Annotated in this window: 17 protein-coding genes; 8 read left to right on the top strand and 9 right to left on the bottom strand. The window is 61.7% G+C overall.

Annotated features, from left to right (window positions below):
• Position 1 precedes the first annotated feature (1 nt).
• From sctS to QX094_RS13355, 9 genes are all read right to left on the bottom strand, one after another.
• Positions 2-271, bottom strand: coding sequence for a type III secretion system export apparatus subunit SctS (sctS, locus tag QX094_RS13395; protein ID WP_315715074.1), 270 nt, complete (start codon positions 269-271; stop codon positions 2-4).
• 24 nt (positions 272-295) lie between these two features.
• Positions 296-943 (bottom strand): type III secretion system export apparatus subunit SctR, encoded by a 648-nt coding sequence (gene sctR / locus QX094_RS13390; protein ID WP_315715073.1) that lies wholly within the window; start codon positions 941-943, stop codon positions 296-298.
• Between the two features lie 9 nt (positions 944-952).
• On the bottom strand, positions 953-2,020 hold the full coding sequence (sctQ, locus tag QX094_RS13385) for a type III secretion system cytoplasmic ring protein SctQ (RefSeq protein WP_315715072.1): 1,068 nt from the start codon (positions 2,018-2,020) through the stop codon (positions 953-955).
• On the bottom strand, positions 2,017-2,469 hold the full coding sequence (locus QX094_RS13380; protein WP_315715071.1) for a hypothetical protein: 453 nt from the start codon (positions 2,467-2,469) through the stop codon (positions 2,017-2,019). The genes sctQ and QX094_RS13380 overlap by 4 nt, the downstream gene beginning before the upstream one ends.
• Before the next feature lie 32 nt (positions 2,470-2,501).
• Positions 2,502-3,845, bottom strand: a complete 1,344-nt coding sequence (locus QX094_RS13375; RefSeq protein ID WP_315729338.1) for a FliI/YscN family ATPase — start codon at positions 3,843-3,845, stop codon at positions 2,502-2,504.
• Complete coding sequence (gene sctL / locus QX094_RS13370) at positions 3,845-4,462, bottom strand: type III secretion system stator protein SctL (protein WP_315715069.1); 618 nt, start codon at positions 4,460-4,462, stop codon at positions 3,845-3,847. The genes QX094_RS13375 and sctL overlap by 1 nt, the downstream gene beginning before the upstream one ends.
• On the bottom strand, positions 4,459-5,121 hold the full coding sequence (locus tag QX094_RS13365; protein ID WP_315715068.1) for a SctK family type III secretion system sorting platform protein: 663 nt from the start codon (positions 5,119-5,121) through the stop codon (positions 4,459-4,461). The genes sctL and QX094_RS13365 overlap by 4 nt, the downstream gene beginning before the upstream one ends.
• A gap of 63 nt (positions 5,122-5,184) precedes the next feature.
• Positions 5,185-6,042 carry a type III secretion system inner membrane ring lipoprotein SctJ gene (gene sctJ / locus QX094_RS13360; RefSeq protein WP_315715067.1) on the bottom strand — a complete coding sequence of 286 codons (858 nt, stop codon included), beginning with the start codon at positions 6,040-6,042 and terminating at the stop codon, positions 5,185-5,187.
• A gap of 2 nt (positions 6,043-6,044) precedes the next feature.
• Positions 6,045-6,482 carry a hypothetical protein gene (locus QX094_RS13355; protein WP_315715066.1) on the bottom strand — a complete coding sequence of 146 codons (438 nt, stop codon included), beginning with the start codon at positions 6,480-6,482 and terminating at the stop codon, positions 6,045-6,047.
• A 351-nt stretch (positions 6,483-6,833) separates the two neighbouring features.
• Between QX094_RS13355 and QX094_RS13350 the strand changes: the two genes are divergently transcribed.
• From QX094_RS13350 to QX094_RS13315, 8 genes are all read left to right on the top strand, one after another.
• Entirely contained in the window at positions 6,834-7,421 is a 588-nt protein-coding gene (locus tag QX094_RS13350; RefSeq protein WP_316173581.1) for a nodulation protein NolW, read from the top strand.
• Between the two features lie 61 nt (positions 7,422-7,482).
• The gene (locus tag QX094_RS13345; protein ID WP_315715064.1) at positions 7,483-7,695 is read left to right on the top strand and encodes a hypothetical protein; all 213 of its coding nucleotides are present in this window, start codon (positions 7,483-7,485) and stop codon (positions 7,693-7,695) included.
• Positions 7,696-8,021: 326 nt separating this feature from the next.
• Entirely contained in the window at positions 8,022-8,474 is a 453-nt protein-coding gene (locus tag QX094_RS13340) for a hypothetical protein (protein ID WP_315715063.1), read from the top strand.
• Positions 8,475-8,987: 513 nt separating this feature from the next.
• Positions 8,988-9,977, top strand: a complete 990-nt coding sequence (locus QX094_RS13335) for an FHA domain-containing protein (protein WP_315715062.1) — start codon at positions 8,988-8,990, stop codon at positions 9,975-9,977.
• Between the two features lie 69 nt (positions 9,978-10,046).
• Positions 10,047-12,047, top strand: coding sequence for a flagellar biosynthesis protein FlhA (locus QX094_RS13330; RefSeq protein ID WP_315715061.1), 2,001 nt, complete (start codon positions 10,047-10,049; stop codon positions 12,045-12,047).
• Between the two features lie 148 nt (positions 12,048-12,195).
• Entirely contained in the window at positions 12,196-12,816 is a 621-nt protein-coding gene (locus QX094_RS13325; RefSeq protein WP_315715060.1) for a tetratricopeptide repeat protein, read from the top strand.
• 62 nt (positions 12,817-12,878) lie between these two features.
• The gene (locus tag QX094_RS13320; RefSeq protein ID WP_315768101.1) at positions 12,879-14,165 is read left to right on the top strand and encodes a type II and III secretion system protein family protein; all 1,287 of its coding nucleotides are present in this window, start codon (positions 12,879-12,881) and stop codon (positions 14,163-14,165) included.
• Positions 14,166-14,188: 23 nt separating this feature from the next.
• A complete protein-coding gene (locus QX094_RS13315) occupies positions 14,189-14,809 on the top strand; it encodes a hypothetical protein (RefSeq protein WP_315715058.1) in 621 nt (206 codons plus the stop codon).
• Positions 14,810-15,233: the final 424 nt, after the last annotated feature.

Below are 15,233 nucleotides of genomic sequence, written 5' to 3'. Positions count from 1 at the left end.
GTCAACGCGTCAGTGCAGGAAAATCCGCAAGGATCTGATCGGCATATTGGATCAGCGGTGCCGCCAACACTGCGCCGAACACCGCCAGCGTGGCCACGACGGCAATCAGTTTGATCGTCTGCGGCAGCACCTGATCCTGAATCTGGGTTGCGGCCTGAAGAATTGAGACGAAGAGGCCAACAACCATCGCCACACCCAGGGGAGGCATGGCAAATATGAGAACGACCGTCAGACCCCTGACCAGATGATCGACGATTGTCGCTTGGCCCATTGCTTTCCCTCCCCATCTCGCAGGCTATCCGTAACTCAACACCAGGCCATGCATCAGCTTGGACCAGCCCTCGACCATCACGAACAAGAACAACTTGAATGGGACGGAGATCGTCGATGGCGGCACCATCGACATGCCAAGGGACATCAAGACCGCGGACACCACGAGATCAATCGCGATGAAGGGCAGATAGAGCAGGAAGCCGATCTCGAAGGCGCGCTTGAGCTCCGAGCTCATGAAGGAGGGAACGAGAATAACAAGATCTTCGCTCGATAGCTTGGCTCTGCTGCTATCGGGCCATAAGCTGCCGGTGGCAGTGACGAAAAACTCCCGCTCCGCGACCGTCGTGAACCGGCTCAGATGTTCGCGAATTGGCTGGCCTGCCCGCTCAGCAGCATCTTTCCAGTCGGTAAAGGTTTGAAACTCGCTGGGACGATCATTGACGCGCTCATACACGGTCTCCACTAGCGGCGCGCTGACATAGGCCGTCAGAACCAGCGCAATGGCATAGAGCACGAGGTTTGGAGGCGTCTGCTGCACTCCCAGCGCGTTCCGGATCAGGAACAGGACCACGGCGATCTTGACGAACGATGTCATCGTCACGACGACAAAGATGATAAGGCCAAGTCCGGCGATGACCGCGAGAACAGCGAACAAATTGAACTGGGTCACGGCTTCAGCTCATTCGTGATTGAACAATCTGGCGATCCGCACGCCGAGTGCCTCGCCGATCCTGACGATCTCGCCCTGCCCGATCCGCCGATTCCCCGCGTGAATCTCAATTGCATGTCGCGGATCCCGACCGAGATTGAAGACATAGCCGGGCGCGATCATGCGCAACTCGCCGAGAGGTATCTCGAGCTGGCCGATCTCAAATAGGAGCTTGATCTGGAGGTCGTCCAGGCTCACATCGTCTGCGCCTGTATCGACGCTTTCATGTGCCGTCATGTCCACAGCCGTCCAATGATGATGAAGATCGCCTCTGATCTGGTGCAACGTGTCCACCACTGTCGCGTCGCTTCCCTCGAAGCGGCATGAGGTGAGACGACGCTCGCCGAAGACGGCGGCGACGCGTCCATCCGGCATCGCGTGTTCGACGATCACGACGTCTCCCGGCCGTAAGCTCGCAAGCAAGCGGGCGCTGACGCGCGTAACACCAAGCCGGAAGGCCGCGCAGATCGGAACTCCGGCGGCAGCAGCCGGACCCAATGCTTGAACTTGATTTGCCAAACGGGATTCGTATGGCTCTGGTAAAGACAGGTAAGCACTGAACGATCGTTCGCCAAACCTGCCGCGACACAGGATTCCAATCGAGTCCGGAACGCTGCCATCGAAGGAAGCATGCGTGAGGGTGACGGGGAGGCCGAGCGTCTCCTCGATTGAATCAAGTATGGCGGCGCAGGCGAACTCGATCAGAAGCAGCAGATCGGGCTCGGCGAGCGTAGTTCGAGGCGGACCATCAATCGCCTGCAGCGTTGCATCGATCACCTCGACAGGCAGACTTACGGCGCATGGATCACCGCCGATCGTAAAATGCAGACGACACGCCGGCCGGCTCGAAACGCCCGAGGAGGCGCCCGAGAAGGAAATCCGCAGCGGCAGACCTGCCAACTCGCAGGTGAGTTCAGCCAGCCGCCGACACCAACGACGGGCACGTAGAACATCAGCAATGGATAGCACGTCCGGATGAAATTCGGTGATCTCACCGTCAGGCGCTCCGCGCCTGCGAGCGGGGAATGGCGCGTTCATGCTTGCCGCCCCGCCGCCCTGCCGTCCGAATTAGCCATCTCCTCTAGCAACGTCTCACGGTCCTCGCGACGGCGACGTGATTGCTGCGATAACTCATCCCACTTGCGACGCCTCCGATGAGCCTTCACGAATTCGAGGCGTAGACCCTGAACTTCGTTACGCGCATGGTCGAGCGTACGGATGCTCGCAAGGCGCTGCTCGGCAAGCGCCATTGCCAGCGACTCGAGGCGCCTGAGTTGCGCGTCAAGTTGGGTGATCTCCCGCGCGGAAATTGGACGCCCTACCATCTGCTGGTAGATCTGACGTTCGCGTGCGCCACGCGCCGCTGCTTGCAACGCGAGCGCATGATTGATCTGCGTCAGTTCCGCAGCCGCTTCGACCTGTGCCTCCACGCCGCGCTGAAGCGCGGAATTCGCCCGCCGCTCCCTCTCTCCGAGAACGATCCGCATCCTGCGTATGCGCGTGAGCAGTGGATCGTACCTCATGACGCGAGCTGCTCGAGTTGATGGATCGTGCGATCCCACGGAACGACCTCGCCGAGGCCCTGCCGCAGAAAGGACTTGATAGCATCCTGCTTGGCGATCGCCTCATCGGCGATCGGATCGGATCCGGCCTTGTACTCCCCAACCTGCAGCAGGAACTCAAGCTCTGCATAGCGAGCTATGAGTTCACGCACCCTCCTGGCTGCAGAGCGATGACGGCTCGTCACGACCTGATCCATGACGCGGCTGAGGCTGGACACGATGTCAATCGCAGGGAAATGCGCCGACTGTGCGAGCTTAGGTGACAACGCGATGTGCCCGTCCAGAATGCTGCGCGTCTCCTCCGCGATCGGATCCGCGGTACCATCCCCCTCAACCAGCACGGTGTAGAATGCAGTGATTGAGCCGGCGACTCCGGGACCGGACCGCTCGAGCAACTCGGGCAATGCCGCAAACACCGACGGCGGAAAGCCCCGGCGCGTCGGCGGCTCGCCCGCGGCCAGTCCGATCTCACGCAATGCCCTCGCAAAGCGAGTGACACTGTCCTGCACCAGGAGCACGCGTGCGTTGCAATCCCGGAAGTACTCCGCGATCGTCACGGCGACATAGGCAGCCGTGACGCGCTCCGTCGGCGGCCGGTCGGAGGTTGCGACAATCACGACTGATCGCGCCCGAGCCGCTCCGGCCAGGCAGCGCTCGACCATTTCTCGAACTTCGCGCCCACGCTCGCCAATCAGTGCGACAACGCAGACGTCGACGTCCGCGTTCTGGACGATCTGGGCGACAAGCGACGATTTGCCCGCGCCGGGTTCGCCATAGATGCCGATCCGCTGCCCCTCGCCGCAGCTGAGCAGACCATCGATCGCCCGGATACCAAGTGACAAAGGGCCGTCAACGAGCCGCCGTGCCAAGGGCGCCGGCGCAGCTCCGCGGACTCGTCGAATCTGGTCGAACTCGGGCCATCCTCGTTCCTGAACGTCGAGAGGGCGCCCGAGCCCGTCGACGACGCGGCCGAGCAGCGCTGGCCCAACCATGATGCCGAGGGCCTGCCTTGTCGAGACGACTTCCGTTCTTGTTGAGAGACCCGCCACGTCTCCGAGAGGCGTCAGCAACGCGACTCCGCCTTCGATGCCCACGATCTCGGCCCGCAGATCAGGCGAGGCATGGGCAGAACGGAGCAAACAGATATCGCCAACACGCGCATCGGGAACGATCGCCCTGATGAGGGTCCCCGACACCTGAATCACGCGCCCGCGGATCGGGCGCAGTTGCGAACGGCCTGCAGCTTCACGCAACTGCGGCAGGATTCGCGCGAGTCGGTGCGTGGCAGAGCCTGCCGGCATCATGGCTCCACGCCCTCGAAACCGGCACGCAGCGCCAAGGCGAGCTGCTCCAGTTGAGCGTCAACGGAAACATCGATCTGCCCGAACTCGCTCCAAAGCATACAGCGCCCCGGCGCAAACTGCGGGTCGGACACGATGGTGAGCTGGTCGGCCCCATCCTCCAGCAGCGTCGCCACTCGTACACGGATGGACTCCATCTCCTGCGGCGCAGTCATCAGCACGAGGGCCGTACCGGAACGGATCTCTTCGAGTGCTCTGGTGATGGCGCGCGCGGCGAGATCGTCCGGCTCAAAACTTCCGAGGATCTCCCTGATGATCTCGACGACGAGCGTGATAAGTTCGTCTTGCAGATCGGCGACGAAATCATCAACCGTGACCTTCGTTTCCGCAATCAGGCGAGCCGCCTCCTCAACTCCCGCGAGACGACCATCCTCAAAGCCTCTCATGCGCTGCTCTTCGAACGCGAGCCGGGCCTGCGCGGCGATCTGCTCGCATTGCCGCCGGGCGTCGGCAAGAGAGGCAGCCGCGGAAAACCAGGTCTCCGCCTCTTCGGCTCGAACCACGGGTCCGAGCGGATGGAACGTGCCGACAGGCTTGTCACTCTCGCGGGCTTTCACGGCACCATCCCATCGGCTAGAACGCGATCAACAATCTCCGGACCAAGCTGCTGGTGTCGCCGCGAGACCGAGGAGCCCAGCGGCGAGTTAATCGGAAATCGAAGAAGGATGCGGCTACGCAAGGTGGCGGGGAGTCGCCAGATTGCGGCATTGAGACATTGCATCCCATCACCTCGGATGAGGTCCGCAAGCGCAGATGGATTCGGGGGGCGATCGGGTTTGGGCGACAGATCGATATTGGCGAGCGCGACCTTGTGGAGTCGGGAATCGAATTCTCCGAGATGCTCCCGGAGCGTAGTCTTGAGGACCATGGAACGAATTGCGTGGGCATGCCAAACACCGCCGGCCAGCTCACCGACGCGGCATAGTTGCTCGCAGTCGAGAAACGCAATGCGACTGCGCGTGTCAGCGACGTCGGCTGCCGTGCAGCAATCAAGCTCGTAATGCACAACGATCCGCTCTGAGATATCTCGGTGGAGTCGGTCGCAGGCGAGTATCCGTGCGGCAAGCCCGGGCGAAACGCCCGGTACGCACGCGAGAAATCGTTCAACGTGGATGTAGCGTGCCGGTAATCGACAAAACGTGTCCATATCCATCACCGGCCAATGCCCCACCGGCGCGCCGGGTTCGCAGCCACCGCCGACCTTCGGAGCACGCAAACCAAGGGATGCTCCAGGTTGCACAAGCCTACTCATTTGCCGGCCAAGCCCACTTCAATCGCACTAGGATACGACACGCAGCGGATCACGCGCCGGCATTCGCGCCTCCCGACGCGGCGCGTTGCGTTGCGCATATCCCACGCGTGCCCGGCGCCAGAGCTGGAAGATTCCGATCGATCCCAGCAGCCCCAGCCCTACCGCGGCTGACACCTGCAGGATGAGCGGACCGTCACGCAGGGCAGATCCGTCGTGAGATAGAACGGATGCCGTCGTCTCGATCGACGTGGAAGGGCTGACTTCGACGGGATCCGAACTGCCACGCACGAAAACCACGGCCACCCTGTCGTACGTCAGTCCTTCGACACTATTGGCAATGAGGGTCTTGATCTGCGGTAGGAGCACGGCGATTTCGGCGCGCGCATCGTGCTTGATGAACACCGATGCCGCCGACGACGGAACCTGATCGTGACGCAACGGGTCTATCTTAGGCAGCACCACGTGGACTCGGGCAGAGATGACTCCGTCGATCTCCATGATCGTCCTTGCCAACTCTTGATTGAGCGCGTGAATCAACCTGACTCGCTCCTCTGTGGGTGACGACACCAGACCATTGCTTGAGAATATGCTGCCCATGTCTTCGAACTTCGCATGCGGCAACCCGGACGCATTCAGCAGCGTCACAGCGTCGGCAAATCGCTCCTGCTCGACCCTGACAGTATTGCTACCGTCCTTTGCCTGGAGTCGGTCGGCGGCGATGCCGTGGTGCAGCAGAAGGGCCATCATCAGATTAGCCTCCTTCTCGCTCAAGCGGCTATAGAGCTCACCCTTGCAACCGCTCAGCATGAACGCCAAGCCCAGCACCAGCGCCAAATTCAATCCGCGCCCTCGAGCGGCCAGCCATTGTTTGCCGCAACCGGCCATTCTCATTGTCCCTTCAAGAACGTGTTGAAGATTCGGGTCGACTCGGTCGAGATTTTCGACATCAGCGTCGCCTCAATGGCAAACGAGAATGCGTGCTCCAGCATTTGCAGGGCCTGACGGCCCGCGTCTGGCTTGTCCGCTCCCAGGGCCGTTCCGCCAATGTTGGAAGATGCTGGACCGGATGCTGCCGGCTCCGGCATGAGATTGAGCTCGGGCGCGGCATTGCGCTGGACCCGCTCGTACGAACTCTCCATCCACTCCATCACCTTGCTGCCGAGTTGGTCGACGGCGTGCTCAGGCTCCATAGGCAGTTTAGTGACCGATCTATGCAGAGCGTCCTGAAACGACTGCTGGGCGGCCGCTCCGGGCTCAACGGCTCCGAAACTGACACCAACTGTTCCGGAAGCTGTGACGCCACCCAACGGCGCAATCGTCGTCATGTCACCGCTCCATGCCGTCTCAGGACCCCTCGTGCTCTCGCCATTGCTCACTCCAAACAAATAATGACTCACAAGGACAGCCGGACCATGGCTTGCACAACAGATCAGACAGAGCTTTGCACGGCGCCCAGCGGGGCAGAGCATAATATTTTCCTAATATATTCTCCGACGCACCCGCGACCGCTGTGATTGAATGAGATGAGCTGATAGCAACAAGTACATGTGAGTTTGCTCGTGGGTACGCGCGATCAACTACACGATTGCCACGATTGTTCCGCGACAAGGTCGCACGAAGGCCACGTTTTCCCATGCGACCATTTGGCATCTCGGGTTCTGGTCCCATTGCGCAGCGTGGCTGCGATCGCGACCGTCTGCCTGACGCTCTCGGCGGCTGCAATCCACACCACGTCCGCAGACGCGGGTGAACCTGCTTGGCCGACCGAGTCCTACAGGTACACCATCGTCGACCAAGACCTTGGCAACGTTCTTCAGGAATTCGGACGGAATACCGGCCTGCGGTTAGAAGTGAGCCCGGAAGTACGGGGACGTGTGCGCGGGCCTCTGCCTGAACTCAAGGCCAGAGAATTCATCGAGCATCTATCCCGGAACTACGGGCTCGACTGGTATTTCGACGGCTTCCGGATTTATGTCACTAGCAACAAGGAAGCTTCGAGCAGGCTCGTTCAACTCGGTGCCGTGCCGCTCCAGCGTCTCGAAGCCGCACTTCGCGATCTCGCGCTCTCCGACGCGCGATTCTCACTCAGATCCATCAAGCAGGCCGACATGGCCCTGGTCTCGGGTCCCCCCCAATACATCCAAGCGGTGGAGCGTACGCTCGCAGCACTGAAGCCTCGAGCTGACCAGCCATCGTCCGTCACCGTCTATCGCGGGGAGCACGTCCAAGTGGTCAAGCTCAACGCCCCAGGCGACGTGCCATGACGCAAATCAACGGGTTCGCAAGTCCTGCCAGATCGACCGGACGGATCAAAGGAGTGTCAGAATGGCCGTAGAAGCATCGAGCATGACGACCGCGACGGCAAGCGCCCCGAGCAGCAGCGAGGCAGTCTCGGCTGAGGATCAAGCAAAGTTCGAGGAGGCGTTTCTCAGCGCAATGCCGCAGGCGGCCGCGTTCATGCTCATGACTGTTGCTCAGGACGGCATTCAGGAGATGGCATCCGTCGGCGACGAGAATAGTGCAACCCCGGATCCGTGACGGAGCATGCCGACTGACGCCTCGTTAGACCCTTTGCTCAGAACAAGACAGATAAGACATCGGATCGCAAACAAGGAGAGAGTTGCATGTCTAGGGTCAGCTCCCACGCATCATCCTCACGTGAAGCTCACACCGGTCACATGATGGGTCCGCACGGACACGCGTCGTCCTGGCCCGGCTTTGCAGGATTTCAGCCCACGCCCGGCGGGTCGTCAGCTCATCCGGCTCATCGCTGTGATGCGGGGGATTGGTGGCAGTCGTCGATGCCGCCCGCTTCGCAGCAGCAAGATCCGCGGACGTCTTCCATAGCATCGGACGTTCTTGGATTGGTCGCGGACGCAAAGACACCTGCAGACAAGGCGGCTCTGATCTCGGCGGCCATCAGCATCCTGAGGGGCGGACCGAGCCAGTGCGACGCGCGGAACAACGGCCGCGTTGCCAAGATCCTTGGTGACCTGACCCATCAGATCACGAATTCCAACGGGCCCAGCGACCCCGCCAAAGGTGAGCTGCTCGACGGGATCGCGAAGATCCTGAAGCAACTCGTGTCCGGCCCATCCCATCACCCCGGCGCGAACAGCTCGATACTCAAGACGCTGAATCAGCTCGTCAGCCAAGTCTCAGAGGCAAAGGGCCTTGACCAAGCGACGAAGAACAACATCCTCGACAAGCTTTCCTCGATCATTCTGCAACTCGCGGATTCAGGCTCGGGATCGCCATGCGACCGCTCCGCGGGACACCTCTCGGCCGACAACCATATCACTGACAGAGCTGAGTAAAGCAACGAGGACTCATTCTCGCAACGCGACGAGAGCGATGAGACCAGGACGTTGAAGGAAGCGCGAGAGGCGTACCTCACAAGGTGCGCCTCGGGACGGGATCCAAGCCGCCGCTTCAGCCGAGAGGTGATCAGCGTGGACAACGCTAACGATCACTTCCCGGCTGGAGGGCATTCCCCGACAGCCCAATCCTCAACGCAACACAAGCATAGAGAGATAAAGCGATGTCCCATTCAACAGGCTCCGTTTCTTCGACGACGTCATCGAACTCGAGCATCGATAGCGCGATCGCAAAGATGAAGAGTGCCTTCGACGAAGCGATCAAGACGAATGCCGAGATCACGACCAAGAAGACGCACTGGGGATCGATCGAGACGGTCGCGCAGCAGCGCCCGAACGTCGGCTGATCCAGCGATCGCCCTCGGACAGCTACCAACCGCTTACGGCACGGGGCGTTCGTACCGAGCGCTCCGCTGCCAACATGGCTGCTAGGTCCTGATGGAGAGGCAGAGAATGCCGGCATCACCGTCCCCATTCGAACTCACGATCCGATCGGGCCTTCATGCCGGGGTCCGGCAAGAACTCGACTCCGGGACCTATCTGGTGGGTCACTCGATGGACGCCGATGTCGTTCTCATGGATGACTGTCTGGCTCCTTTGCACGCGCGGTTCGCGCTAGAGGCGGACTGTTGCGAAATCGAAGGCACCGCAGATAATGTTCTGCTGAACGGCACCCTGCTCGGTGCCGGAGAAGCACGGATCAGTCGTTATCCGGCCGATGTCGTTCTGAATGGAATTCAGCTCCGCTGCACCCGCAAGCGCAGAACAACCCGCTATACCTTCTTGAGGTATGGACTCGGCACCGCCGCGATCCTGGTCTGTCTAGCCCTGCTTCTGCAGGGATTTCCCGCTGGTGCGGACAAGGTGCCCGGCGATGGCGGCTATGCCACAGCTGAGCGGCTGAGATCCCCCCGCTGCGACTCCGACTGTTCGACAAAATATCCGAGCAGGCACGCGCCCAATTCGCCCGCCCCCACCCTTACCCCCGCACGACTGCCCGGCCAGGACAGAACGGGACGGGCCGGCGCGGAGCCCGGCGCGCCGGTGGCGGATTTGAACAGCGCGGCGGACGCGCTGCGCCAGCGATTGCTAACTGCGGGCCTCACGACCGTCGAGATTGTCAGCGACTCAAACGCCATCACGGCGAGAGGAAACATTGAACCCGCGGCGTTAGGCAGGTGGCGCGACATTGAGCGATGGTTCGACGGCACGTTCGGCATTGCCATCGTGTTGACGAGCCAGGTCGAGGCGAAATCTGTAAAGCGTAGCGCCCCTTTGACCGTTCAGGCGATTTGGGCCGGAAATGGGCCGTATGTCATTGATGGACGCGGTCAGAAGCTGTTCGCAGGCGCCGTTATCAGCGAAGGGTGGATCGTCGATCGAATCGAACAAGACCGGGTCGTATTGCGTCGCGGCGCAGACCTGCTCGCCGTGAGCTTGTAAGACCATGCCGCTCTGCGTTTCGATCAATGTGACGAAGGTTTCGATCCCGCTTGGATGGAACCGCAGACTATGACGGCCATTGTCGAGAGCTTGACCCGCTGGTCGAACGACAAGCGCGAGCTTCTCGTCGTCATCCTGATCGTCACCACGATCATGGCGATGATCCTGCCGATTCCGACGGCGCTCGTCGACGTCATGGTGTCCGTCAACATCGGCGCGTCGATTCTGCTGCTGATGGTGGCGTTCTACTTGAACGCCGCGGTCGAATTCTCCGCACTTCCGGCAATCATTCTCATATCCACGGTGTTCCGGCTCTCGATTTCCATCACCATTACGCGCCTAGTGCTCAGCCAGGCCGATGCCGGGTCCATCGTTCAGACCTTTGGCGAGTTCGTCGTTTCCAGCAATGTCGTGGTTGGGCTCGTGGTGTTCCTGATCATCACGATCGTCCAGTTCGTCGTTATCACCAAAGGATCTGAACGGGTCGCCGAAGTTGCTGCCCGATTCACGCTCGATGCACTGCCGGGTAAGCAGATGAGCATCGATGCCGACCTTCGCAACGGCGACATCAACCAGGCCGAGGCCCGGCGCCGCCGACGCCGGCTGGAGCGCGAGAGCCAGCTCTACGGAGCGATGGACGGCGCCATGAAGTTCGTCAAAGGTGATGCGATCGCCGGTCTCATTATCATCGCCGTCAACCTCGTTGGCGGCATCGTTGTCGGCACCGTGCAGCACAGGCTGCGTATCAGCGAAGCGATCCAGCTCTACTCGTTGTTGACGATCGGCGACGGCTTGGTCTCCCAAGTCCCGGCGCTGTTCGTGTCGATGGCGGCGGGAACGGTCGTGACCCGGGTTGCGACAGAAGCGCCGAGCAATCTTGGTTCCGAGATCATGGAGCAGATCACGTCGCAGCCGCAATCCCTGCAGCTGGCCGGTCTCATGATGCTCGGGCTGGCGTTCGTACCGGGTTTTCCGGCGCCGATTTTCCTTTTTATGGCCACCGTGTTCGGCGGCTCCGGCGTTGCGATGCTCTTGGCTCGACGGCGATCACAACGAACCTCCGGCACGGCGCAACCGTCCGACCCGTCAGAGCCCGCGAGAAGTTCGCGGATCGCTATCCCGGCGGCCAAGTCTGCACCGATCATGATCCTCGCGGAAGCCGCCTTGTGCGATGAACTGCGGAGAGCCGGCATTCATGATCGGATCAGGCGGACGCGACAGGACGTGGCAGACTGGCTCGGATGCGCCTGTCCAGGGGCGGCAGTCGACGAAAGCAGCGCCCTGGCGCCCGGTCATTTCAGGATCGAGCTGCATGGCGTGCCTCTTCTGCTCTCGTCCGGTGAACTGGATCAGCCGGCAACCCGAACGGCGGGGGGACCGGCCATCTCCGCAGTCGATGCCGAGCTGCGGCGCGTTCTTGTCCGCTATGCGCCGGAGTTCCTCGGCATACAGGAGACCAAGCGCCTGCTCAACCAGTTAGAGGCTGACTACGCCGACTTGGTGCGCGAGGCCTTGCGTGTGGTCCCTACACAGCGCATCACCGATGTCCTTCGCCGGCTGCTCGACGAGCGGGTCTCCATCCGCAATCTGCGGCTGATTCTTGAGACGCTGGCCGAGTGGGGAATGCGGGAGCAGAGCAGCGTCATGCTGGTCGAGCACGTGCGGCTGGCGCTGCGCCGACAGATCTGCTTCGAAAGCTCAGGCTTTGATCGGACCTTGCGCTGCTTCGTGCTTGATCGACAGACAGAGGAAGCGATCCGAACGGCCGTGCACGCCCTCGATGAAAACGCTCAGACGTCTCTCGATCCTGCCGTCAGCACGCGCCTGCTTGATGCGTTGACCCGGCAGCTTGCCGACGTCGATCATCTTGCCGCATCGCCGAGTATTGTACTGGCCTCCGCCGACCTGCGCCGGGTGGTCTGGACGCTGCTTGCGCCGTCCGGTCTCAATGTGGTCGTGCTCTCCTATCAGGAAATCTCAAAGGACTTTCGGGTCGAGCCGATCGCCGTCCTTGGATTGGATGAATCACGCGAGCAGGCTGAACCTTCCCCGATCTCGGCGATGCAATGAACCAGTCAACCCGCGACGACACCTGCGAGGTTTCGAGACTTGAACTATAAGACAGTGCAATATCCGTAGGAAGTACATGCGTAGCTCTGAAGGCCGGGAAACCGTGTTCAACAACCATCTGACACCGAGTGCCGGTGTTTGCAGGCGAATGGCGCTGGCTGGCAGCATCGCCGGTCTGCTCTGCGCCTGTTCGTCGCTGACCCCAGACATTGGCGGACCGGTGCCGACGCCCACGACCGCACGCGCCTCGGTCGAGGGTCGCAATCTCCCGGCCTCCACGGCAGCCGCAGCAGCTCCCGCCAACCAAGTCGCCGGGATGGAAGACAAGGACGATCGAATCAGAAAAGCGCGAAGCGAGCTCGCCAGACATCAAGCCGAGCCCGCCCTGGCAATCTTCACCAGCGTGCTCACCTCGGACCCCGAGAACATTCCGGCGCTCAACGGCCTCGGAGTGGCTCTCGACATGCTCGGCCGCCATGACGAAGCTCAGACAGCCTATCGTCAGGTGCTCGCAATCGCTCCCGCCGACATGATCGCAAGCAACAATCTGGGACTGTCGCTTACCTTGACGGGCCGGTACGCCGACGCGATGACGGTTCTGCGGCCGATCGCGCTCGGTGAGAGCGCCTCGCCTCGTGCACGCCAGAACCTCGTGATCGCTATGGCGCTGAGCGGAGATCGCGATGGCGCCGCCAAGCTTGCGCGGGTCGACCTTCGGGAAGAGGACGTGAGGCTCAATCTCGAGATGCTCTCGGCGATGCGGCGCTGACGATGGGACCGTTTCGAATTTCGCCATCCGCCTGGCTGACCTCGATCGTGGTGATCCTTACGATGCTGGTTCATTGCGCGCCGGCATCATCCAATGCGCGGCAACAGGTGCGGATCTACGCGTCTCAGGGCGAGATGCTGACCTTGCCCCGTCCGGCTTCCAAGGTCTTCGTCGCCGAGCCGGCTGTTGCGGACGTCCAGGTCGCGGCCGCCAACCGCGTCTTCGTTTTCGGCAAAAAGCCCGGCCGTACGACGCTCTTCGCGCTCGACGATTCCGGCGCGACCGTCGCGACGTTCCGGATTGCGATTGCCTATGACGAGAGTGATCTACGGCAGCTGCTGCGAGCTCAATTCGCAGACCTCGACGTCAGGCTGTCGCGGACGCCGCGCGGCGCGGTGCTGAGCGGGCTGGTGCCCAACGCCGACATCGCCGAGAAGGTCCGCTCCACCTGCGCGCAGTTCCTCGGCGAGGACGAGGTGCTGCTCAATCAGTTGAAGATCGGCGGTAGCACGCAGGTGAACCTGCGGGTCCGTATTGCCGAGGTCTCGCGCAACGCGGTGAAGCAACTCGGCGTCAACTGGGAGGCCGCAGGCTCGGCCGGTGGCTTCAGCTTTGGGCTCTCGTCGGCGGCCTCAGGGAGGATCAATACGCCGGCAAACGGCAGCTACAGCGTGACTGCCATCGTGGATGCGCTCGCTCAGGAGGGACTGGTTTCAATCCTGGCAGAACCGACGCTCACCGCTGTTTCGGGTCAGAAGGCGAACTTCCTGGCAGGCGGCGAATTTCCGATCCCCGTCGCCCAAGGGCTGGACCGCATCTCGATCGACTTTCGTCGCTACGGCGTGGGACTGGAGTTCACACCGACGGTGCTCTCCGATCGTCTGGTCAACCTGCAGGTCAAGCCCGAGGTCAGCGAGCTCTCGAACGAAGGCGCCCTGATCATGAACGGCGCCCGCGTCCCGAGCCTGATTACCCGGCGGGCGGAGACCACAGTCGAGCTCGGCAGCGGGGAGAGCTTCATAATCGCCGGACTGCTGCAGAACAAGTTCAATACCGGCCTGGACATGTTGCCGGGGCTGGGCGACCTACCGGTACTGGGGGCTCTGTTCAGGTCGACACAGTTCCGGAAGAACGAATCCGAACTGATCATCATCGTCACGCCGACAATCGTTCGCCCGATCGGCGAATCGGCACGCATACCGGTCCCGACCGACTTCGTCGGGCCGCCTTCCGAGCTCGAGCGCATCATATTCGGCCGTCTTGGAACGACCCGCCCCGGGGCAGGCCCGATTGAGGTGCCGGTGCCGGGCCGGAGATTGCGTGGCGATGCCGGCTTCCTGATCGAATGACGGTCCTCCAAGGAGCGATAAACATGGCACCGATCAGAAGCGGCCTCGCCATCGCCCTCGCGGTGCTGGCTGCAGGCTGCGCTGTGGACCGGACGGCACCGCCACCGCAGCTCGTAGGTGAGACCGTTCATTACGTCTACGATGTACCTGCAGGACGCTGTTCTGCGGCGAGTTCCGGCGTCGAACACTTCGTGGCCGCGACGGCGAATGGCCGCCCTGAAAGCGTCCGTGCCTGGATCGAAGGACCGCCGGGGCCATGCACGGCGGCGATCGAGCATTCCATCATCCGAGCCGGCGTGGATCGCTCCCGCGTCAGGCACGACGTTGCCTCGGCAATGCACCACGCGACGCGTGTACACATCGATCGCCTGCTCATCAGCTCCGTTCGCTGCCATCTGTCGGATGGCTTCAATCGCGGCATCTTCGCCGACAATGCTGCCGATCCGGCCCTCGGCTGCAGCACGGCTGCGGCCTTTGGCGGCATGGTTGCGGATCCGGAGGATCTTCAAGCCGGAAAAGGACGTAGCCGCGCGGAAGGGGAACCGGCCACCCGCGCGGTCGCGAATTTGCGCGGGGAGCAACCAACCCGTGCCGAACCAACCGGCGAGGACCACCCGCAGACCACGGCTCATCCCGCGCAATGATTGTTCAAGCCGGAGAGCTCAGCCAGTCGCCATTCCGACCTGGAGAAACTTCAGCGTCGCACGTTGCTCAAGGATAAAGCGGAAGCGATGGTGCCGTTGATCCGCAGATTTCTTGATCGCAAGCCCTCGGAGAGCTCTAATATTTTCCTGCGAAAGAGGTCGGGGGCGAAGTATCCAGAGGAGGTACGCCTCCGACTTCCACTTGAAGACGCGGTCGGGTTCGAGACAGCGGATCTCGACGTCGCAGCGTCACGGCGCGCTGGCTCAGCTATCAAGTTGTACGTGTTGGATTACGCGGCTAAGTCGCTCTCTCCCTCGGTCTCTTCGAGTTCGCTGCACGAAGACGTCGCTCCCCCCCCAAAGGACTCTTTTTCGAGCCTGTCCGCGGCGACATTGATGACATCGGCTTTTGCAGCGGCCTGGA

Origin of the sequence: Bradyrhizobium sp. SZCCHNS1050, from assembly GCF_032484785.1 — a bacterium.
GTDB lineage: Bacteria > Pseudomonadota > Alphaproteobacteria > Rhizobiales > Xanthobacteraceae > Bradyrhizobium.
The sequence above is the reverse complement of the archived record's forward strand: the minus strand, read 5'-3'. Positions and strand labels throughout refer to the sequence as shown.

Excerpts from the sequence above, each read along its gene's own strand:
- sctS (WP_315715074.1), bottom strand. The coding sequence starts at position 271 with ATGGGCCAAGCGACAATCGTCGATCATCTGGTCAGGGGTCTGACGGTC.
- sctQ (WP_315715072.1), bottom strand. The coding sequence starts at position 2,020 with ATGAACGCGCCATTCCCCGCTCGCAGGCGCGGAGCGCCTGACGGTGAG.
- QX094_RS13380 (WP_315715071.1), bottom strand. The coding sequence starts at position 2,469 with ATGCGGATCGTTCTCGGAGAGAGGGAGCGGCGGGCGAATTCCGCGCTT.
- QX094_RS13375 (WP_315729338.1), bottom strand. The coding sequence starts at position 3,845 with ATGCCGGCAGGCTCTGCCACGCACCGACTCGCGCGAATCCTGCCGCAG.
- sctJ (WP_315715067.1), bottom strand. The coding sequence starts at position 6,042 with ATGGCCGGTTGCGGCAAACAATGGCTGGCCGCTCGAGGGCGCGGATTG.
- QX094_RS13355 (WP_315715066.1), bottom strand. The coding sequence starts at position 6,482 with ATGACGACGATTGCGCCGTTGGGTGGCGTCACAGCTTCCGGAACAGTT.
- QX094_RS13345 (WP_315715064.1), top strand. The coding sequence starts at position 7,483 with ATGGCCGTAGAAGCATCGAGCATGACGACCGCGACGGCAAGCGCCCCG.
- QX094_RS13335 (WP_315715062.1), top strand. The coding sequence starts at position 8,988 with ATGCCGGCATCACCGTCCCCATTCGAACTCACGATCCGATCGGGCCTT.
- QX094_RS13330 (WP_315715061.1), top strand. The coding sequence starts at position 10,047 with ATGACGGCCATTGTCGAGAGCTTGACCCGCTGGTCGAACGACAAGCGC.
- QX094_RS13325 (WP_315715060.1), top strand. The coding sequence starts at position 12,196 with ATGGCGCTGGCTGGCAGCATCGCCGGTCTGCTCTGCGCCTGTTCGTCG.
- QX094_RS13320 (WP_315768101.1), top strand. The coding sequence starts at position 12,879 with ATGCTGGTTCATTGCGCGCCGGCATCATCCAATGCGCGGCAACAGGTG.
- QX094_RS13315 (WP_315715058.1), top strand. The coding sequence starts at position 14,189 with ATGGCACCGATCAGAAGCGGCCTCGCCATCGCCCTCGCGGTGCTGGCT.